The organism is Jiella endophytica, from assembly GCF_004519335.1.
Classification (GTDB): Bacteria; Pseudomonadota; Alphaproteobacteria; order Rhizobiales; family Rhizobiaceae; genus Jiella; species Jiella endophytica.
In genome coordinates this window covers 725660-746009 of sequence record NZ_SOZD01000002.1, presented here as the reverse complement: position 1 = coordinate 746009, position 20350 = coordinate 725660, and the positions used below count along the sequence as shown (strand labels likewise).

17 protein-coding genes and 1 other RNA gene are annotated in these 20350 nt (G+C 66.1%); 12 read left to right on the top strand and 6 right to left on the bottom strand.

Annotated elements, in window-relative coordinates:
* Positions 1–108: 108 nt before the first annotated feature.
* Positions 109–2601 carry a DUF1217 domain-containing protein gene (locus E3C22_RS08535; RefSeq protein WP_167591691.1) on the top strand — a complete coding sequence of 831 codons (2493 nt, stop codon included), beginning with the start codon at positions 109–111 and terminating at the stop codon, positions 2599–2601.
* A gap of 89 nt (positions 2602–2690) precedes the next feature.
* Here the strand turns inward: E3C22_RS08535 and E3C22_RS08530 are convergent, their stop codons facing one another.
* The 4 genes from E3C22_RS08530 to E3C22_RS08515 form a co-directional block, all read right to left on the bottom strand.
* Complete coding sequence (locus E3C22_RS08530; protein ID WP_167591690.1) at positions 2691–3017, bottom strand: PepSY domain-containing protein; 327 nt, start codon at positions 3015–3017, stop codon at positions 2691–2693.
* Positions 3018–3230: 213 nt separating this feature from the next.
* Entirely contained in the window at positions 3231–3956 is a 726-nt protein-coding gene (gene phbB, locus E3C22_RS08525) for an acetoacetyl-CoA reductase (protein ID WP_134761560.1), read from the bottom strand.
* A 91-nt stretch (positions 3957–4047) separates the two neighbouring features.
* Positions 4048–4935 carry a patatin-like phospholipase family protein gene (locus tag E3C22_RS08520; protein WP_134761559.1) on the bottom strand — a complete coding sequence of 296 codons (888 nt, stop codon included), beginning with the start codon at positions 4933–4935 and terminating at the stop codon, positions 4048–4050.
* Between the two features lie 49 nt (positions 4936–4984).
* Positions 4985–6169, bottom strand: a complete 1185-nt coding sequence (locus tag E3C22_RS08515; protein WP_134761558.1) for an acetyl-CoA C-acetyltransferase — start codon at positions 6167–6169, stop codon at positions 4985–4987.
* 438 nt (positions 6170–6607) lie between these two features.
* Between E3C22_RS08515 and phaR the strand changes: the two genes are divergently transcribed.
* Positions 6608–7225, top strand: a complete 618-nt coding sequence (gene phaR, locus E3C22_RS08510) for a polyhydroxyalkanoate synthesis repressor PhaR (RefSeq protein WP_134761557.1) — start codon at positions 6608–6610, stop codon at positions 7223–7225.
* Between the two features lie 69 nt (positions 7226–7294).
* On the top strand, positions 7295–9040 hold the full coding sequence (locus E3C22_RS08505) for a tetratricopeptide repeat protein (RefSeq protein ID WP_134761556.1): 1746 nt from the start codon (positions 7295–7297) through the stop codon (positions 9038–9040).
* A gap of 30 nt (positions 9041–9070) precedes the next feature.
* On the opposite strand, the gene nudC is transcribed toward E3C22_RS08505, so the two are convergent.
* Positions 9071–10030, bottom strand: coding sequence for an NAD(+) diphosphatase (gene nudC, locus E3C22_RS08500; protein WP_134761555.1), 960 nt, complete (start codon positions 10028–10030; stop codon positions 9071–9073).
* 206 nt (positions 10031–10236) lie between these two features.
* Positions 10237–10650 carry an HIT domain-containing protein gene (locus E3C22_RS08495; protein WP_134761554.1) on the bottom strand — a complete coding sequence of 138 codons (414 nt, stop codon included), beginning with the start codon at positions 10648–10650 and terminating at the stop codon, positions 10237–10239.
* A gap of 124 nt (positions 10651–10774) precedes the next feature.
* Here E3C22_RS08495 and ffs point away from each other — a divergent pair.
* The 9 genes from ffs (at position 10775) to E3C22_RS08450 (ending at position 20171) form a co-directional block, all read left to right on the top strand.
* Positions 10775–10872: signal recognition particle sRNA small type (gene ffs / locus E3C22_RS08490), an RNA gene on the top strand.
* A gap of 559 nt (positions 10873–11431) precedes the next feature.
* Positions 11432–11626 (top strand): hypothetical protein, encoded by a 195-nt coding sequence (locus E3C22_RS08485; RefSeq protein ID WP_134761553.1) that lies wholly within the window; start codon positions 11432–11434, stop codon positions 11624–11626.
* A 198-nt stretch (positions 11627–11824) separates the two neighbouring features.
* A complete protein-coding gene (locus E3C22_RS08480; RefSeq protein ID WP_134761552.1) occupies positions 11825–13327 on the top strand; it encodes an AMP nucleosidase in 1503 nt (500 codons plus the stop codon).
* Positions 13328–13342: 15 nt separating this feature from the next.
* Positions 13343–14368 (top strand): endonuclease/exonuclease/phosphatase family protein, encoded by a 1026-nt coding sequence (locus tag E3C22_RS08475; RefSeq protein WP_134761551.1) that lies wholly within the window; start codon positions 13343–13345, stop codon positions 14366–14368.
* 196 nt (positions 14369–14564) lie between these two features.
* Positions 14565–15527 carry a galactofuranose ABC transporter, galactofuranose-binding protein YtfQ gene (gene ytfQ, locus E3C22_RS08470; RefSeq protein WP_134761550.1) on the top strand — a complete coding sequence of 321 codons (963 nt, stop codon included), beginning with the start codon at positions 14565–14567 and terminating at the stop codon, positions 15525–15527.
* Between the two features lie 270 nt (positions 15528–15797).
* Positions 15798–17363 carry a sugar ABC transporter ATP-binding protein gene (locus tag E3C22_RS08465; protein ID WP_134761549.1) on the top strand — a complete coding sequence of 522 codons (1566 nt, stop codon included), beginning with the start codon at positions 15798–15800 and terminating at the stop codon, positions 17361–17363.
* On the top strand, positions 17360–18418 hold the full coding sequence (locus E3C22_RS08460) for an ABC transporter permease (RefSeq protein WP_134761548.1): 1059 nt from the start codon (positions 17360–17362) through the stop codon (positions 18416–18418). Before E3C22_RS08465 ends, E3C22_RS08460 begins: the two co-directional genes overlap by 4 nt.
* Positions 18415–19401 carry a galactofuranose ABC transporter, permease protein YjfF gene (gene yjfF, locus E3C22_RS08455; protein WP_134761547.1) on the top strand — a complete coding sequence of 329 codons (987 nt, stop codon included), beginning with the start codon at positions 18415–18417 and terminating at the stop codon, positions 19399–19401. The genes E3C22_RS08460 and yjfF overlap by 4 nt, the downstream gene beginning before the upstream one ends.
* Entirely contained in the window at positions 19398–20171 is a 774-nt protein-coding gene (locus E3C22_RS08450) for a FadR/GntR family transcriptional regulator (RefSeq protein ID WP_134761546.1), read from the top strand. The genes yjfF and E3C22_RS08450 overlap by 4 nt, the downstream gene beginning before the upstream one ends.
* Positions 20172–20350 lie beyond the last annotated feature (179 nt).

Genomic DNA, 20350 nt, shown 5'->3' with positions numbered 1-20350 from the left:
CGGCAGAGGCTTAACGGCGCGTTAAGCATGATCGGCCAAGGTCGATCCGACGACCTGCGCCTCGCATCTCGCCCCCGGCGCCGCGCGTCCACGAATTGCGGACCGGCCATGCTTTCGACCTTCACGACCTATCAGCTCTATACGCGGGACCAGTCCCGCGTGCTCGACAGGCTTGCGGCCGATCCGGTCAACAAGCGGCTCGCCGACTATTACCGCGAGAACATCGGCAAGGTGACGTCCGTCGAAGACTTCATGGGCGATTACCGGCTGTATTCCTACGCGATGACGGCCTATGGCCTGGAAGACCAGATCGATTCCCGCGCGCTGATCAAGAAGGTTCTTCAGAGCGATCTCACGGACACGTCGAGCTTTGCCAATCAGCTCTCGGACGAGCGCTATCGCGATTTCGCCGCAGCGTTCAACTTCACCGCGGCGGCAGAAGAGCCGGATCTGACGGCCCAGTCCAACGCCCAGCTACAGGTGATGGTCGAGGGCTACTCCGAGCACCGGACCAAGGCCGCCGGGGCGATCGCCGCCAACGCCAACTACTTCACCGCCAACATCGCCGGCGTCACCAGCGTCGACGACTTCCTCGATGACGACAAGCTGTTCACCGTCGCGTTGGAGGCGGCCGGCATCGACGCATCGATCGCCTCGAAGAGCTTCATCCGCGAGGTTCTGACCGGCACCAAGGCCGACGAGATGTCGGCCAAGGGCGACGACCGCTATCTCCTGCTCGCCTCGATGCTGCCCTTCGAGACCGACGGCAGCGTGCCTGCCGGCGGGTTGCAGGACGCCGAGCACGCCAACAGCACCGCCTATCTTTATTACAAGCAGAAGGGGCTCGAAGCCTCGCCGCAGGCCGCCGCGCTGCAGGTCTCCTATTACGAATCGAAGATCGGCGGCATCACCAGCGCCGACGCCCTGATCGAGAACACCCGGCTTCTGGAGGTCGCGCTGACCGGCGTCGGCCTCGACTCCTCGATCGAGTCACCCGCCTATGTCTGGAACATCCTGACCTCCGACCGCTCCAATCCGAACAGCGTCCTCAACAAGATGCCGGAGACGACGACGGCGGAAAAGACCCGTAAGCAGCAGTACACGGCGCTGGCGGAGATGTTCCAGTTCAACACCGACGGCAGCCTCGACAGCGGCGTGCCGGCGCAGACGTCGGCGAATGTTCAGGCCCTCACCGACTCCTATCTGGAAAACTTCGGCGACGCGGCCTCCCAGGACGACCGCCTGTCGTCTTCCTTCTATGCCGCCAACATCGCCAGCATCGGTTCGGTCACCGACTTCATGTCGAATTCGACCGTCTACGACTACGCGCTGAAGGCCGTCGGCCTCGATCCGACGACCGAGAGCCGCTCGACGATCATGCGTGTCCTGCGCAGCGATCCGTCGGATCCGAAGGGCTATGCCGCAAGCCTTGGCGACGACCGCTACATCCGCCTCGCCAGCGCCTTCAACTTCGGCTCCGACGGCAAGGTCGCCGATGTCAGACGAGTGCAGACCGAGAGCGCCCAGGGCGATACGATCGATCGCTACCTCAACCTTCTCGACGAGGACGATGACAAGGCGGCCGTCACCACCGCGGTGCAGGATTCCCAGAGCTTCAAATCGGCCATGACGTCGATCTCGACGATCGACGAGTTTCTGGAGGATTCGACCGTCTTCGACTATGCGATGAAGGCGATCGGCTTCGATCCGGACTATCAGGACACCGACCTCATCCAGAAGGTGCTGGCGAGCGACCCGGACGATCCGAACAGCTTCGTGAACAAGCTCGGCGTCGACGCCTACAAGACGCTCCGCTCCGCCTTCGACATCGACGCCTATGGCAACCTGTCGCTCGCCAAGGGCGCCGACGGCACGCCGACGATCGTCTCGGCCTATCTCGACCGCGAGATTGGCCGCACCAACCCCGAACTCGTCGACGTCGCCGAGGGCATCCTTGCCTACAATGCCGGTGTGCCGAAGATCGCCACGATGGACGATTTTCTGGCGAACTCCAACGTCCTCGACTTCGCTCTCAAGGCCTTCGGCCTCGACGGCGAGAAGCTGACGGGCGACGAGATCGAGGCGATCCTGACCAGCGATCTTTCCGATTCCGACAGCGCCGCCGCAAAATATGGCGACGACCGCTATCTGGAATTTGCCGCGGCCTTCAACTTCACCACCGGCGGCACGATCGAGCGCGACGTCTCCCGGGTGCAGTCGGTGTCCGACATGCTGTCGACGCAGGATCTCTATCTGCGCCAGCGCATGGAGGAGGAGGCCGGCGACGAGAACAACGGCGTGCGCCTGGCGCTCTACTTCAAGCGCATGGCCTCGGACATCACCAGCGTCTACACCTTCCTCGCCGACGACGCGCTGTTGGAATTCGTCAAGACCACCCTCGGCCTGCCGGACGAGTTCTCCTCGAGCGACATCGACGTCCAGGCGCGCAATCTCGAGCAGAAGATCGACATGGATCAGCTCGGCGACACGAAATATGTCGAGCGCATGGTGAATCGCTTCCTGGCGATGTACGACCTGTCCAACGACACCAGCTCGTCCAATCCGGCGCTGTCGATCCTCAGCGGTGCGAGCTATCTCTGATTTGTCGCCGGCACATTTGGGTAGCCAAATGAAAACGGGCGGCAGACCGTTCGGCCCACCGCCCGCTCATGTCGGCATGGTTGTTCGCGTCAGCGCACGCGGATGACCTGGCCGCTGTCGCGGTCGATGTCGACCCGAATATCCCTGCCGCGGCGGTCGATGCCCGCGACGCGGTAGGTATCGCGGGTCTTCGTCACCGCGTCGACGTCCCGAAGTCCCTGGCGCTTGGCGATGCGGATCGCCTCGCGTTCGGAAACGCCCTGCCGCATCTCGTGGCGTTCGCCGCGGCGCATGTCCTCGTGGGGTACGAGCTTGATGCCGTCCGGGCCGATCCGCACCGTCTGCGAAACCGCCGGCGTGGCAGCGGCGATCGAGGTCGCCGCAAGGATGGCATAGGTCCAGTATGCTCTGCGCATGATGGTTCTCCTCCACCGGTCAAAGCCGGTTTGCTCTATGAGTGATTGGAGGAAAAACTTCCATGATTGCAATTGGTTCCGCAGCGTCGGGCGACCTGCGGCGAAGTGTTCCGGCAGTAGCACTCTGCCGGAATTGCATTTCATGGGTCGGATCGACCGCGCGATGTCATGGAGCGGAACGCTGCCGATGGCAGCGCCCCGCCGCTGCACATATCAGGCGAGGTACTGGCCGCCATTCGCGGTGAGGGTGGAGCCGGTGATGAAGCCCGCCTCGTCGGAGACGAGGAACACGACGCAGCGGGCGATCTCCTCCGGCTCGCCGAGCCGGCCGACCGGAATGTTGGCGACGATCTGCTTTTCCATCACCTCCGGCGGAATGGTCGCCATCATGTCGGTGTTGATGTAGCCGGGGCAGACCGCGTTGACGGTGATGTTCTTGCGCGCGCCCTCTTGGGCCAAGGCTTTGGTGAAGCCGATGTCGCCGGCCTTGGCAGCGGAATAGTTCGCCTGGCCCATCTGGCCCTTCTGGCCGTTGATCGACGAGATGTTGACGATCCGGCCGAAGCCGCGCGACCGCATGCCGTCCCAGACCGGCCGGGTCATGTTGAAGAGGCCGTTGAGATTGGTGTTGATCACCGCCTGCCAGTTCTCCGGCGTCATCTTGTGGAACATCGCGTCGCGGGTGATGCCGGCATTGTTGACCAGGATGTCCACCGGGCCGAGCTCCGCCTCGACCTTGCCGATCCCCTCCACGCAGGCGTCGTAGGAGGCGACGTCCCACTTGTAGACGGCAATGCCGGTCTCTTCCCGAAAAGCGTTCGCCCTCTCGTCGTTGCCGGCATAGGTCGCCGCGACATTGTGCCCGGCAGCCTTCAGAGCCTTCGAGATCGCCGCACCGATGCCGCGCGAACCACCCGTCACGATTGCTGTTCTGCCCATGTGTTCCTCCCTTTCGACGGATCCGCCGGGCGATTGGGATGTGCCGACGGTAGCCTTCCCTAAAGAGACTAGAGGCGCCGTGGACGGCTGGCTAGGGATGATGTGCCGGAATGGCCGAGGAATTGTCCCGCATCAGCCGGACGGCGTTGGACACGGCCTCGAGGAAAGCCCGGCCATCCTCGATCCCGGCGTTCCAGGTGGCGATGATCTTTTCGCGATCGGTGAAGTCGATCTTGTCGGCGGGGACGGCCTTCGAGGGCTCGATATAGACGCGGTCTGGATGCTCCGGCAGGTTGCGGAACTTACGGGTGAGAAGGACGAGCGTGCGGCCTTCATAGTTCGTCGGCATCGGTGCCTTCGAGGTCATGCCGCCATCGATCACCTTCTTGCCGTTCCACCCTTGGAGATTGAACACGGGCGGAATGACCGCGGCGTTGCAGATGAGGTCGATCAGCATGCCGTCGCGCGCGGCCTGGCGGGCATCGACCAGTTCCTGATCGGCGCCGAGCTTTTCGGGCAGGACGACATGCGGTGTCGAACGGATGGCGAGGTCGGCGAGATAGGCCGCCATCATCGGGAAGGTGGTGAGCCTTGGAAAGCCGGAATGCGGCGGGTGGGCGAGGAGGATCTCGAAAGAGGGCCCGTCGCAGATCGCCCCGATGGCCTCCGCGTCCAGGGTCTCGCGCACGACCTGCCGATACATCTGCTGATGCGGGGTCAGGCCGTTGCGATCGAATTCCGCGCGGTCGATCGAGAAATTATGGTCCCGCGCGTCGAAGGCCGAACCCATGACGTCGAGCAGCTTCTGGTCGCGATCGCCGATGAAACAGGCGGCGGAGAGCGCGCCGCCGGAAACGCCGGCGATGCGCTCGGGCTTCAGGCCGAGCGGCCCGCGCACCGTCTCCAGAAAACCGCCATGCCAGAAGCAGCGGGTGCCGCCGCCGGAAAAGACGAGCTGTTCGAAGGGGGCGTCGGGCAAACCGGCATCTCCTTTGGACCTCTCTCGGCCAACTGGCGGCGTTTTCGGCTCACATCCTCTCGAAGCACATGGCGACACCCATGCCGCCGCCGATGCAGAGGGTGGCGAGACCCTTCTTCGCGTTGCGGCGCTGCATCTCGAAGAGCAGGGTGTTGAGGATGCGGTTGCCCGACGCGCCGATTGGATGACCGATGGCGATCGCCCCGCCATTGACATTGACGATGTCCGGGTTCCAGCCGAGGTCCTTGTTGACCGCGCAGGCCTGCGCCGCGAAGGCCTCGTTGGCCTCGACGAGGTCGAGGTCGTCGACCGACCAGCGGGCTTTTTCCAGCGCCTTCTTCGAGGCCGGGATCGGGCCGGTGCCCATGATCGCCGGATCGACGCCCGCCGTTGCCCAGGAAACGATGCGCACCATGGGGGTGAGCCCGCGGCGCTCGGCCTCGGCCTCGCTCATCAGCACCGTCGCCGCCGCGCCGTCGTTGATGCCGGACGCGTTGGCCGCGGTCACCGAGCCTTCCTTGTCGAAGGCGGGACGCAGCTTGCCGACCGAATCCATCGTCACGCCGTGCTTGATGTATTCGTCATCCTCGACGACCGTGTCGCCCTTGCGGCCCTTGACGGTGAAGGGGACGATCTCGTCCTTGAACTTGCCTTCCTTCTGGGCGGCTTCGGCCTTGTTCTGGCTCTTCACCGCGAACTCGTCCTGCATCTCGCGGGTCAGCTGCCACTGGCGGGCGACGTTCTCGGCGGTGTTGCCCATGTGATACCCGTTGAAGGCGTCGATCAGCCCGTCCTTCAGCATGGTGTCGACCATCTTCAGGTCGCCCATCTTCTGGCCGGCCCTGAGATAGGCGGCGTGTGGCGCCATCGACATCGATTCCTGGCCGCCGGCGACGATGACCTTGGCATCGCCCATGGCGATCTGCTGCATGCCGATGGCGACTGTGCGAAGGCCCGAGCCGCAAAGCTGGTTGAGCGCCCAGGCGGTGGTCTCCTTCGGGCAGCCTGCGGCCATCGCCGCCTGGCGTGCCGGGTTCTGGCCCTCGGCGGCGGTGAGGATCTGGCCCATGATCACTTCGTCGACCTCGGCCGCATCGACCTTGGCCCGCGACAGCGCCTCCTTGATCGCGACTGCGCCGAGTTCATGGGCCGGGACCTGGCCGAATGCGCCGTTGAAGGCACCGACTGGCGTGCGCGCCGCGCCCACGATCACCACGGATTGGGTGTTGCTCATCGTCATTTCCTCCGCCTTCTGCGTGTTCGTGTCTCAGATAGTGCTTCGGGGCCCTGCCGAAAGGGGCGGGCCCATCGTCCAAAGAGACCCTATAGCAGGGCCGAGCGAATGGCGCATGACCACGCACGGGCGTTGTGCGAAGCGGCAAGAGGGCTGCTCGGCGAGGGCGGGGTGCAACGCCGCATCGACGGGATTTTCCGCACCGCAAGCGCCTTACTGGTGGAGTGCCGGGTGATGACTGGCGGCCGGTCCGGCCGGCCCATGTCCTTGCGTCAGAATGGCGGCGGGCCGTTCGATGCTCCTTGTTGATCGACGCCGGACTCCGCGGAATGCATTGGAATATGCTGCGATTTGTGCCTATCATTTATGCGGCGCACATGAGCGTTCGCACAAATGCGTGGCGCCCCGCTACGGTGGGTGGTGTTCAGGGAGTTGATCATGGCCAGAAACGAAGACGTGACGGTCATCAAGAAATACGCGAATCGGCGCCTCTACAACACCGGTACCAGCACCTATGTGACGCTCGAAAACCTGGCTCTGATGGTGAAGAACAACGAGGAATTCGTCGTTCAGGACGCCAAGTCCGGCGAGGACATCACCCATTCGGTGCTGACGCAGATCATCTTCGAGCAGGAGAACAAGGGCGGGCAGAACCTGATGCCGATCGCCTTCCTGCGCCAGCTCATCCGCTTTTACGGCGACCAGATGCAGATGGTCATTCCCGGCTATCTGGAACAGTCGATGTCGGCTTTCGCCAAGGAGCAGGAATCGTTCCGCGAGCAGATGACCGGCGCGATGACCCAGACGCCGATGAAGCTCATGGAAGCGCAGGTTCGGCGCAACACCGAGATGTTCCGCCGCGCGATGACGATGTTCAATCCCTTCGTCGCCGGCGCCCTGGGAGAGGCGGACGGCGAGGGAGAGGCGAACGGCGCTCGCACCGGCGGTTCGGCCGGCAGCCGTGACGACGATCTGAAGTCGATGCGCGAGCAGCTGCAGCGCATGCAGGAGCGGCTCGAGGCGATCGATTCCAAGGATGCAAGCAAGCAGGGTTGATTTTCGCTCCGCCACCGGAGGAGGGTCGCGGCGGCCTCGAAATTGGCGGACCGGTTTGTGGGAGAACCGATGTCCGAAGAATTCGTCGAGGTCGTGCGGGACGGGCGGGAGGCCCGGGCCGAAGGCCAACGCGAGGAAGCCCTTGCCGCCTGCCTGGCCGCAGTGGAGACCTGTCCGGACGACGTAAGCGCCCGGCTCGACGTCGCCACCGAACTGCGCGAACTCGGCCGTTTCGCGGAGGCGGCGGCCTGGCTGGAGCCGCTGGTGACGGCCGACCGGCCACGTCCGGGCGCCAGGCGCCAGCTGGCGCAGATCGCCCGGGCCAAGGGCGACCACCGCTGCGCCGGCGAGATGTTCGAGGCCCTGGCGCTCGACATGCCGGACAATGTCGTGGCGCATATCGAGGCGGCCCGGTCCTTTCTGGAAATCGGCGACTCGGCAGCGTTTGATCGCAATCTCGCAGCGGTCCTCGCCATCGATCCCGCCAACGACCAGGCAGCGCTTTTGAAGGCCCGCAGCCTCGAGCGGGCGGGCGAGCATCTCGCGGCCCTTTCGCTTCTCGAAGCGGAGCTTACCCGTTCGGAGGCCGATGGGGCCGAGCCGAACGTCGAGACCGCGAGCTCCCTCATCGGCCTGGCCCTACGGACCGGTCAGATCGATCGCGCCGAAGAGTTGCTGCGATCGGTGCGGTTTTCCGGCCCGCAGCAGAAGGCCCGGGCGGCCTTCCTGCGTTCGCACCTGTTACGCTATCGCAACCGGTTTCTCGCGGCCGAGGCGGAACTGCGCGACGCCGTCCGGCTGGCGCCGCGCGCGGTCTCCTACCGCCTGCATCTTGCCGAGGTGCGGATCGTCCTCGGAGATCTCGCCGCGGCGGAAGACGATCTGGCGGTCGCGGCGGAGATCCTGTCGGTCAATCGCGGCTCCAGCCAGTCGGTGATGCAGGACGCCCATCTTCGCGGCTTTCTGGCGCTGGTTGCACGGGGTCCGCGGGCGAGCGACCGGCTTCTCGCCTTGCTGAAGGGAGACGGCGCCGACCGTGCAACGGGGCTGACGGCGCTGGTCTCGCGCTTTCCCGGCCACGTGCCGACGAGCCTTGCCCTGCTGCGGGAACTGCGAGCCTCGGGCGGGCTCGCCAGCCATGCGCCCGGGCCGAACGCGCAGATCCCCCGGGAGATCTTCCAGTTCTGGGACATGGCGAAGCCGCCTGCCGACGTCGCCGCCCTGATGGCGACCTGGCCGGCGACCAGCCCCGACCATCGCTATCGCTGCTTCGACGACGAAAGCGCCCGGGCGTTTCTGGCCGACGGCCGCAATCGCGATGCCCTCGACGCCTTCGACAGCGCCGCCCATCCGGCAATGCGGGCCGATCTCTTCCGCCTCGCCTATGCCTTTCGCCGCGGCGGCGTCTATGCCGATGCCGACGAGGCGAGCCACATGCCGCTCGCCGACATCATCCCGGCGCGCGGCCGGCTCCTGCTGATCATCGAGGAAACGACGGGTGTCCTGTGGAACGGCTTCTTCGCTGCCGAGCCGCGGCATCCCGTCATCGGCCGTGCGCTGTCGCTTGCCTGCCGGCGCGTGCTGTCGCGGGAGGAGGGCAATGTCTGGTCGCTCACCGGGCCGCCGATCCTCGCCACCGCGGTGACGCAGCTCCTCGCCGAGCAGCCGGAGATCGCCGGCGGCGTGTCGCTGCATGCGAAGTCCGCCACCCGCCACTGGCTGAGCACCGGCCACGACTGCGCCTACAAGCGCGACGAATCGAACTGGAAGAACGCCACCCGGCCGGACGACGTCTATCGCGCGCCGCCGCGATAGCGGGGTGCCGCTGGCCGAGGCACGCCGGCTTCAGCGGCCGGCAGACGTCTCGTCATCGACGAAGGCCTTGATGAGGAAATGCGCGATGGCGAAAGGCTTCGGCACCATCAGCCCGTCCCGATGCGTCCCCTCCAGCATCGCTCTGACGTCGCTGCGGGAGAACCAGCGGCAGTCCTCGAGTTCGGTGGCGTCGAAGGCGATGTCGCGGCTTTCGGCAAGCGCCATGCAGCCCACCATCAGATTGCCGGGAAACGGCCAAGGCTGGGAGGCGACCATTTCCACCTTGCCGACGCTGAGGCCGCTTTCCTCCATGGTCTCGCGCCTGACCGCATCCTCCAGCGTTTCGCCGGGCTCGACGAAGCCTGCGAGGCACGACCAAAAATTTTCCGGAAAGCGCGGCTGACGGCCGAGCACGCAGCGGCCCTCGCCATCATGGACGAGCATGATCGTCACCGGATCGATGCGCGGAAAGATCGGCGTCTCGCAGGCGGTGCACTGGCGCCGGTAGCCTGCCGAGGCAGAGCGGGTCGGCGCGCCGCAGAGGCCGCAGAAGCGGTTCTTGCCGTGCCACTGGACGAGGTGCGAGGCCTGGGCGAGCCGGCCCTCGCTGTCCGGATCGAGCCGTCCTTCCATGCCGATGCCGCGCAGATCCATGGCGGCGAGGCCGTCTCCCACATCCTCGCCTTCGAGGGCGACGACGGCTGCCAGCGCCGGGGCATCGCCCGCCGCAAAGCCGAGCAGGATCGCCTCATCGAGACCGGCACCGAGCTCCCTAGCCTCGGCAATCGAGAAACCGGCGGAGAGCGGCGCTGCATTCGTCTTCACCAGCCACTTGCCGTTGGCGGTCAGGTAGATGGTGGCGTGCGGGTGATCGAGAGCGGCGGCGAGGCTGGCATCGGTCCGCAATTCGCCGTCGCGCCGAAGCGCGTTGCGGGAAAATCCGGTGCGGGCGCTGATTTCCTGCGCCGCCCGTTTCTCGCTGTCGCTCATCGGTGCACTCCTTGGGGATGGCAGGCTGGCGCAGCGATAGAGCATGATCGCCACGACAGGCAAATGTCTTCCGTGAAAGGTTTTGCGCGAGCGCGGGCGAGGGCGACAGTCGGGGTGGCCGGCCGTTTGGCGAACCGGAATGACGGGTCACGCAGAGCGGCAGGCGGCGACCCGAAGCGGAAGCGGCGGGGGCCGACCCGGCCGGATCACTCGTTGAGCACGGCCCGCGCCAGCGCGCCGCGCAGATCCTCGAGGGCGTCGTCCTCATAGGGCTCGGCGCGGCCGTGCCCCCAGACCGGCCCCGGCCAGTTCGTGTCGCCCGAATGCCGGGCAATGACGTGGACGTGCAGCATCGGCACCATGTTGCCGAGCGCCCCGACATTGATCTTCTCGGCGCCGGAAAACGTCTTCAGCGCCTTGGCGGTGAGGCATGTCTCGAAGGTGAGGAGAGTCTGGTCGAGGGGCGTCAGCTCGTGCATCTCGGTGATGTCGTTGCGCTTCGGGACGAGGATCAGCCAGGGCCAGCGCCGATCGTTCATCAGGAGAAGGGCGCACAGTCCGAGATCTTTGACGAGGACGGTATCGGCCGCCAGACGCGGATCGAGTTCGAATTGGCGCATGGTCGCAGAAGTCCTCCCGAAATGGCGCGGCACAGATCGTCTCGGCCCGGCCCCACGATCGCCACGCCGGAAATTCGTCGCACCTCCTTGCATCTAGAAGCGATTTCGCCGATATGGAGAGCCGGGAGGTTGGTGGTGGACGAGCCACTCGCCAACCGGGTCAGGTCCGGAAGGAAGCAGCCCCAACGAGCTATGGCACGGGTCGCCGTGCCAGCCTCCCACCCTTTTCCCACGATCGTCGCCGCCGCTGTCGTAGCGCTTGCAGATGCTTAGCGCTCGAGCGCGCAGGCGCCGCCGCCCGCAAGGCGTCGGCCGCGGCCGGCCGTTCGGGCACTCCGCATCGCGGCCCTGACCGGCGTGAAGGCCCTCTCCTTAAGGCAGTTCTGCGAACAATTGCCGCGGCTGGTATCTGCCACCGCGCTCGTCTCCGATTGCTGTCCGACGACGGTTGCGCCTCTCGCTATCGTGTTCCACCCTCTCGAATGACCGGTCGCGTCGGGTGATCCTCAGGCTGCGCCAGTCCGTGCGCTCAGTTCGCCATTTCTTCGACCGGACAGCCCGAACGTTCCACCGACCGGGCCGTCGGATGCAACGCCCACGCAAGACTGAGGCTGTTAGACCGCCCACTCGCCGGCGCCGCGGCGAAGCGGCGCAGCCCGCCTTTGGCCCGAAAAAGACCCGCGACTGTGTCTTGCAGGTCGCATTCAGGCGGGAAATGGCCTAATGCCTACGAATCAGTGCTGAAGCCTATGGGCGCGGCCACAGCAAAGCGGATCGCCAGATGTACACACGCCTCGTCGCCATCACGCTCCTGATCGCATTGTTCGGGATCGCCATGAGCACCCTGGCCCAGCGTTCGACACCGGGCCAGTCCACCAGCTTCGTCGCATCGATTTCCGGCGGCACCTGCGACTACGCCTCCGGCAAGCTCTGCCGCATCAACCGCAGCGCCGCGCCCGGACAGGCGAAGTTCTGAACCGGTGCAGGCGGCCCGGCATCGGCGGCCTGGCCCCATGTCGCCGGCCGGGCCGGAAACGGGATCGCCGAGGGTGGTCGAGCGACGGAGACTCCCCCGGGAAGGTGACGGAAGCGGGGTCCTGAAGCGCACAAATGCCGGGCTCCGCCCTGCCGATCCGTCTTAACGCCGCCATCGACCCGCGATACGACGAAGGACATGACAGCTTTCGACACCGCCAGCGAACATCTTCCCGTCGAGACGCCCGAGGCCGCGCCGCCCCGCCCGTTCAATGATGCGGGAGCGGCAGTCGCGGAGCTGAAACGCCTCTATGAGCGGTCGGTCGGCTTTCTCACCGGCAAGTTCGACCAGGTGCTCGACCAGGCCCGGGCCGACCGGCGCTACCGGGCCTTCTATCCGCAGGTCGCGCTGACGACGCGCACCCATGCGCGGGTGGATTCGCGCCTCGCCTTCGGCCATGTGCCGCTGCCCGGCGATTATGCCGCGACGATCACCCGGCCGGACCTCTTCGACCGCTATCTCGTCGAACAGCTGGAGCTTCTCCTCGAAAATCACGGCCAGCCGGTGATGATCGGCGATTCGGCGACGCCGGTCCCGCTGCACTTCGCGCTGCCCGAAGGCGTCTATGTCGACGGCGCTGCCGCCGAAAAGCTCGGTCATCCGCTCCGCGACGTCTTCGACGTTCCCGATCTCGGCGCCACCGACGACCGGATCGTCAATGGCACGTTCGAGCCCTATCCCGGCGAGCGCCTGCCGCTCGCGCCCTTCACCGCTCAGCGGGTGGATTATTCGCTGCACCGGCTCGCCCACTACACGGCGACGCGGCCGTCGCATTTCCAGAACTTCGTCCTCTTCACCAACTACCAGTTCTATGTCGACGAGTTCTGCCTGAGGGCGCGGGAGATGATGCGCAGCGGCGGCGCCGGCTACGACGAATTCGTCGAGCCGGGCGATCTGGTGACGCCGGCGGGCTTCGAGCAGCCGGTCTCCGGAACCTCGCCGCTCCGCCTGCCGCAGATGCCGGCCTATCATCTGAAACGCGCCGACGGCAGCGGTGTCACGATGATCAACATCGGCGTCGGGCCCTCCAACGCCAAGACGATCACCGACCATGTCGCGGTGCTGCGCCCCCATGCCTGGTTGATGCTTGGCCACTGTGCCGGCCTGCGCAACAGCCAGGCGCTCGGCGACTACGTCCTTGCCCATGCCTATGTGCGCGAGGATCACGTCCTCGATGCCGACCTGCCGTTATGGGTGCCGATCCCGGCGCTGGCGGAGGTGCAGGTGGCGCTGGAGAAGGCCGTCGAGGAGGTCACCGGCCTTTCCGGCTACGACCTCAAGCGGATCATGCGCACCGGCACCGTCGCCACCATCGACAACCGCAACTGGGAGCTCCGCGACCAGCGCGAGCCGGTGCAGCGGCTTTCCCAGTCGCGGGCGATCGCCCTCGACATGGAATCGGCGACGATTGCCGCCAACGGCTTCCGCTTCCGGGTGCCCTACGGCACGCTGCTCTGCGTTTCCGACAAGCCGCTGCACGGCGAATTGAAGCTGCCGGGCATGGCGACGGAGTTCTACAAGCGCCAGGTTGCCCAGCATCTGGAGATCGGCATGCGGGCGCTCCAGCTGATGAGCGAACTACCGTCGGAGCGCGTCCATTCGCGCAAGCTGCGCTCCTTCTTCGAGACCGCATTTCAGTAGGAACGGGCACGCCGGTTGAAGACTTTCCCGCTTCGCTTCGTCGAGACAATCGTGCTCGGCCTCGCCTTGATCGTCGGGGCGGCGCTCGCCTGCGGCTTCTTCGGCGAGAAGATCCCGTTCTTCGATGCATTGGCGCATTTTCGCGCCCACTTTTCGGCGGTGCTGTTCCTGCTGGCGCTGGTGCTGATCGCGCTGAGGAGCATCGCCGCGGCGACGCTCGCTGCGGCGCTCGCAGCCTATGGGGCGGTGTCGGTCGCGGGCTTCGTCATGCCGCGCCCGGCCGGGACCGAGACCGCCCTGTCGCGGGCGAACGCTCCCGCCGGCGCCTCCCGCACGCTGACGCTTCTCCAGATGAATCTCAGGCACAACGCCGCGCCGGAGCCTGCCATCGCGACGATCGCCCGGCTCGATCCGGACGTCGTGACGCTCGAGGAGATGAACCGGCGCTGGGTGGAGGCCTTCGAGCCGCTGCGCGAATTCTATCCCTACACCGCCTATTGCGGTGTCGGCGAGGTGGTCGGCGGCGTCGCGATCCTGTCGCGCTTTCCGTTCGCGTCGGATGATGCGATCTGCCGGGCCGAGGACGGCTTCGTGGCGCGCCGGGTGGATCTCGGCCAGGGCGCCTCTCTCGGCGTCGTCGCCGAGCATCTCGTCTGGCCCTGGCCCTTCCCCCAGGCGCGGCAGGTCGAGCGGCTCGACACGGTGCTGCCGGGACTGGCCACCCCGCTGATCGTCGCCGGCGACTTCAACGCCACTCCCTGGAGCGAGACGGTCGGCCGCTATGCCGCGGCCTCCCGCACGACGCCGGTCGGCGGCATCGGCGCGACCTGGCTGGCGACGGTGCTCCCCGGCGAACTTCGGCCGCTGGTGGGGCTTCCCATCGACAACGTGCTTGTTTCCAAGGATTTGCGGGTGATCTCCGCTACCCGCCAGCCGGCGACGGATTCCGATCACCTGCCGGTTCTCGTCCGCTTCGAACTGTCGACCGGATCGGCAGCGCGCTCGACGCCGCGGGTGGTCGACCGCGGCAAGGACCGCTGACCCATCCGAGACCTGCCGGCTGAAGGGTTCCGGGCCAAAGATCGGCCGCCGGCGTTCATGCTCGCATTGCTCCTCTCGGCTCCAGAACGACGGCAACGTTGCAACGCACAATGGAACGCCACTGGACATCATTTATCATATAATATTATCCTTGACCGCATCCGGTGTGGAGGCCGGGTTCGTTCGGGAGGAACTCATGAAGATTTTGAAGACGCTTGCCGGCGCCGTCGCGCTCGCCGGCCTGATGGCAGGCCCAGCCCTTGCCGCCGACATGACCGTCGGCTTTTCGCAGATCGGTTCGGAATCCGGCTGGCGCGCCGCCGAGACGACGCTGACCAAGGAGCAGGCGGAAAAACGCGGCATCGACCTGAAATTCGCCGACGCCCAGCAGAAGCAGGAGAACCAGATCAAGGCGATCCGCTCCTTCATCGCGCAAGGGGTGGATGCGATCCTGCTCGCGCCGGTCGTCGCGACCGGCTGGGACCAGGTGCTGGAAGAGGCCAAGGACGCCGAGATCCCGGTGGTGCTGCTCGACCGGCAGGTGGATTCGTCCGACGATCTCTATCTGACTGCCGTCGGCTCCGATCTCGAGCATGAGGGCGAGGTCGCCGGCGAGTGGCTGGTCAAGGAGGTCGGCGACAAGGACTGCAACATCGTCGAGCTGCAGGGCACGACCGGCTCGTCGCCGGCGATCAAGCGCAAGGCCGGCTTCGAAAAGGCGATCTCGGGCCACGACAACCTGAAGATCGTCCGCTCGCAGACCGGCGATTTCACCCGCACCAAGGGCAAGGAAGTCATGGAAAGCTTCCTCAAGGCCGAGAACGGCGGCAAGAACATCTGCGCCCTCTACGCCCACAATGACGACATGGCCGTCGGCGCGATCCAGGCGATCAAGGAAGCCGGCCTGAAGCCGGGCTCCGACATTCTCGTCGTTTCGATCGACGCGGTGCCGGACATCTTCCTCGCCATGCAGAACGGCGAGGCGAATGCCACGGTGGAACTGACGCCGAACATGGCCGGCCCGGCCTTCGACGCGCTGGACGCCTATCTGAAGGACGGCACCAAGCCGGAGAAGTTCATCCAGACCGAATCGAAGCTCTACACCCAGTCGGACGATCCGAAGTCGATCTACGAAGAGAAGAAGAACCAGGGCTACTGAGCCTTTAGAGCGCCGTGCGTCCGAATGGACGCACAAAGGACGCTCTAAGTTATTCAATCTACGCATCGTGCTTTCCGAAAATCGATCCGATTTTCGGGCCGATGCTGTAGGTTTTCCCGGCCGGCGGTCTGACTGGGCAACCGCCGGCCGGGGTCTCTTCGTTGCGCGTTTCCGGCCGGAGGATGGTTCGACCCTTCGGCCGGAGACGCGTGCCACTCGCCGGCGTCGGGGAGATTGGCCGAGTATCCGATCCCGCACGGGGAAGAAGTCATGGTGAAGAACGAGCCGCTGCTTCGCGCGGACGGCGTCGGCAAGGAATTCTTCGGCGTCACGGCGCTGTCGAATGTCGATTTCGAGCTTCTCGCCGGCGAGATCCACGCCCTTGTCGGGGAAAACGGCGCCGGCAAGTCGACCCTCATCAAGATCCTCACCGGCGCCTATCGCCGCGACCGCGGCAGGGTCTGCCTCGATGGCGTCGCCGTCGATCCGGCCGACGTCAAGGATGCCCAGGCGCTCGGCATCGGAACGGTCTATCAGGAGGTCAATCTCCTGCCCAATCTGACGGTTGCCGAAAACCTCTTTCTCGGCCGCGAGCCGAAGCGCTTCGGCCTCACTGACCGGCGCGAGGCGAACCGCCGCTCGCGCGAGATCCTCGACCAGTACGGGCTCGACATCGACGTCGCGGCGCTGCTCGGCACCTATTCGGTCGCCGTCCGCCAGATCGTCGCCATCGCAAGGGCCGTCGACATTTCCGGCAAGGTGCTGATCCTCGACGAGCCGACCGCCAGCCTCGACGCGGCGGAGGTCTCGCGGCTGTTTGCGATCCTTCAGTCCCTCAAGGGCCGCGGCCTCGGCGTCGTCTTCATCACCCACTTCTTCGATCAGGTCTATCGCATCGCCGACCGCGTCACGATCCTCAGGAACGGCCACAAGGTGGCGACGCGGCCGCTCGCCGGGCTGGACCGGCTCGAACTCGTGTCGCTGATGCTCGGCCGCGAACTGAAGGCCGAGGAGGAGCAGCGCGCCGAGCCGCCCGACCTTGCGACAAAGCCTGTCGTCGCGAGCTTCAAGGGTCTTTCCAAGCGCGGCCGCATCGCGCCCTTCGATCTGGAGATGCGGGCGGGCGAGGTGGTCGGCGTCGCCGGTCTCCTCGGCGCCGGCCGCACCGAGAGCGCCGAGCTGATGTTCGGCATCCACCAGCCAGACCATGGCACCATCGAGGTCGACGGCAAGCCTGCGAGCTTCTCCTCGCCCCGCGACGCGATTTCCCGTGGTTTCGGTTTCTGCCCGGAGGATCGCAAGCAGGACGGCATCATCGACGACCTCTCGGTGCGGGAGAACATCATCCTCGCGCTGCAGGCCCGGCGGGGATGGGCGAAGCCGCTGTCCCGCAAGGAGCAGGAGGCGATCGCCGACCGATACATCGCGGCCCTCGACATCCGCACCAGCGACCGCGAGAAGCCGATCAAGTTCCTCTCCGGCGGCAACCAGCAGAAGGTCATCCTCGCCCGCTGGCTGGCCACCGACCCGCGGCTCCTGATTCTCGACGAGCCGACCCGCGGCATCGACGTCGGCGCCCATGCCGAGATCATCCGGCTGATCGGAGAACTCAGGGAACGCGGTATGTCACTGCTCGTCATCTCTTCCGAGCTCGAGGAGATCGTCGCCTATGCGACGCGGGTGCGGGTTCTGGCGGACCGCCGCCATGTCGGCGAACTGCCGGCCGGCGAGATCACCGCCGACGCCATCATGCGGGCGATCGCCGCGAGCGAAAACCACGGCGCCGGCGAGGCGGCTGGGCAAGCGGCCGCCGGCACAAGGGAGAGCGTCGCGTGACCGGCCCGGGGCTGTCCACCTTCAGACGGATCCTGCCGCAGCTCGTCGCGCTGGTGGTGATCCTTGCCCTCAACACCGCGATCGCGCCGGGCTTCCTCGACATCGCCTATGCCAATGGCCGCCTCTATGGCAGCCTGATCGACATTCTCAACCGCGGCGCGCCGGTGGCGCTGCTCGCGATCGGCATGACGCTGGTGATCGCGACGCGCGGCATCGACCTCTCCGTCGGCGCGGTGATGGCGATCGCCGGGGCCGTCGCGGCGGCACTGATCACCAGCGACCATTCGCTGGCGGTAACGGTACTCGCCACACTCGGCGTCGGCATCCTCTGCGGGCTGTGGAACGGTGCGCTGGTCGCCTTTCTCGGCATCCAGCCGATCATCGCGACGCTGATCCTGATGGTCGCTGGCCGCGGCATCGCCCAGCTCGTCACCGAGGGCGTCATCCTGACCTTCAACGATCCCGGCCTGATCTTCATCGGCTCGGGCTCGCTCGCCAGCGTGCCGTTTCCGGTGATCCTCTGGGTCTTCCTCGGCATCGTCGTCTCGCTGCTGTTCCGCTCCACCGCCCTCGGCCTTCTCGTCGAGGCGATCGGCATCAACCGTCGGGCCTCGTCGCTTGCCGGCATCGGCACCTCGGCGCTGCTGCTTGCGGTCTATGCGGCCTCGGGCCTCTGCGCCGCCGTCGCCGGCATCGTCGCTGCGGCCGACATCAGGGGCGCCGACGCCAACAATGCCGGCCTCTGGCTCGAGCTCGACGCGATCCTCGCCGTCGTCGTCGGCGGCAATTCGCTGATGGGTGGGCGCTTCTCCATCGCCGGCTCGCTGATCGGCGCGATGATCATCCAGTCGGTCAATACCGGCATCCTGCTCGCCGGCTTCCCGCCGGAGTTCAACCTCGTCATCAAGGCGGCGATCATCGTCGTCATTCTCGTCGTCCAGTCGCCGGCGAGCCACACGCTGTTTGCCTATTTCAAGCACCGGCCGGGCCGGGCTCCCGATGCCGCGCCGGCGACGCCGCCCGCCCGCGAGACCGGCAAGGAGGCCGCAAGATGACCTCGTCGAGACTGTTTTCGCTGGCGACGACCTTCCTGATCTTCATCCTCGCCTATGCGCTGTGCATCGCGCAGTTCCCCAACATGCTGTCGACCCGGGTGATCGGCAATCTCCTCACCGACAACGCCTTTCTCGGCATCGCCGCGGTCGGCATGACCTTCGTCATCCTGTCCGGCGGCATCGACCTGTCGATCGGCTCGGTGATCGCCTTCACCGGGGTCTTCCTGGCGGTGGCGATGGGCGACTGGGGGGTGCCGCCGCTTCTCGCCATCGTCCTCCTCCTGGCGATCACCACCGTCTTCGGGGCAGTGATGGGGGCAATGATCCACTATCTCGCCATGCCGCCCTTCATCGTGACGCTGGCTGGCATGTTCTTCGCGCGGGGTATCGCCTTCCTGATCTCGATCGATTCGGTGCCGATCAAGGCCGGCCTCTACGACACGCTGCACGGGCTCTATTTCAGGATGCCGGGCGGCGGGCGACTGACCTTCATCGGCATGGCGATGCTCGCCGTCTTCCTCGCCGGCATCCTCATTGCCCACTTCACCTCCTTCGGCCGCAACGTCTATGCGATCGGCGGCAACCGCCAGTCGGCCGAGCTGATGGGCGTTCCGATCGCGAGGACCACGGTGATGATCTACGCCCTGTCGAGCTTCCTCGCCGGGCTCGCCGGCATCGCCTTCTCGCTCTATACCTCGGCAGGCTATTCGCTGGCCGCGGTCGGCGTCGAGCTCGACGCCATCGCCGCCGTCGTCATCGGCGGCACGCTGCTCACCGGCGGGTCGGGCTATGTCGCCGGCACCCTTCTCGGCATCCTCATCATGGGACTGATCCAGACGTACATCGTCTTCGACGGGACGCTTTCGAGCTGGTGGACAAAGATCGTGATCGGACTGCTCCTGTTCGCCTTCATCGCCCTGCAGCGCGGCCTCGTCTGGCTGAGCGCGCGCCGCAGCGGCGCTTCGGCCGCGATCCCGGCATGACCGGGCTGTTGGCCTCTGCGGGAGGCGTCCAGGGGATCCGCTCGAGCCATGCCCATGTGGTCGGAACACTCGGGCGCCAGATCGTCGGCGGCAGCTTCCCGCCGGGCTCGATCCTGCCGGGCGACAAGGAGCTCGGCGAGACTTTCGGCGTCTCGCGCACCGTCCTGCGCGAGGCGATGAAGACGCTGGCGGCGAAACGATTGATCGAGGCGAAGACGCGCGTCGGAACCAAGGTGCTCGAACGCGAGCGCTGGAACCTCCTCGATCCCGATGTCCTTCGCTGGCGGGTCGAGACCGGGCTCGACGCTCGCTTCATCGAGGATCTGGCGACGATGCGCCTCGCCTTCGAACCCGAAGCCGCCGCGCTCGCCTGCCGCCGGGCGACGGGGGAGGATATCGCCCGCCTTGCCGCCATCGTCGAGGAACTCGGCGATCTCGGCCACGACCGCACCTCGATCGCGCGGGTCGACCTGAAGTTTCACCTCGCCGTCGCCGACATCTCGCAGAACCCGTTCATGCGGGCGACCAGCGGCCTGATCGAGACGGCGCTGGCGATCGTTCTGCGGCTGTCCTCGCCCGCGGAGGATGCCGAGATGATCCGCGAATGCGCCGACAATCACCGCCGCATCGTCGAGGCCATCGCCTCGAAGGACGAGGAGCGGGCGCGGGCGACCATGCGCGCCGTCATCGAACTCGGCGCGACGAGGACCCAGTCGGCGCTGGAGGAGGAGGTTAGGGTGCCGGAAAAGCACCCTCATCCTGAGGTGTGAGCCCGCGCGAAGAGCGGGGGAGCCTCGAAGGACGAGGGTGCGAGCGGGCGTACCATATCCGCGGTCCAAGTTATATCCCGCGATCCATCCCAATTGCCGCGCCGGGTGGAAGGGGCGCCGACTGCAGAGCTGCGTCATTCTCGGGCCCCGTCCCGAGAATCCAGAAATCGTCGGGCGCA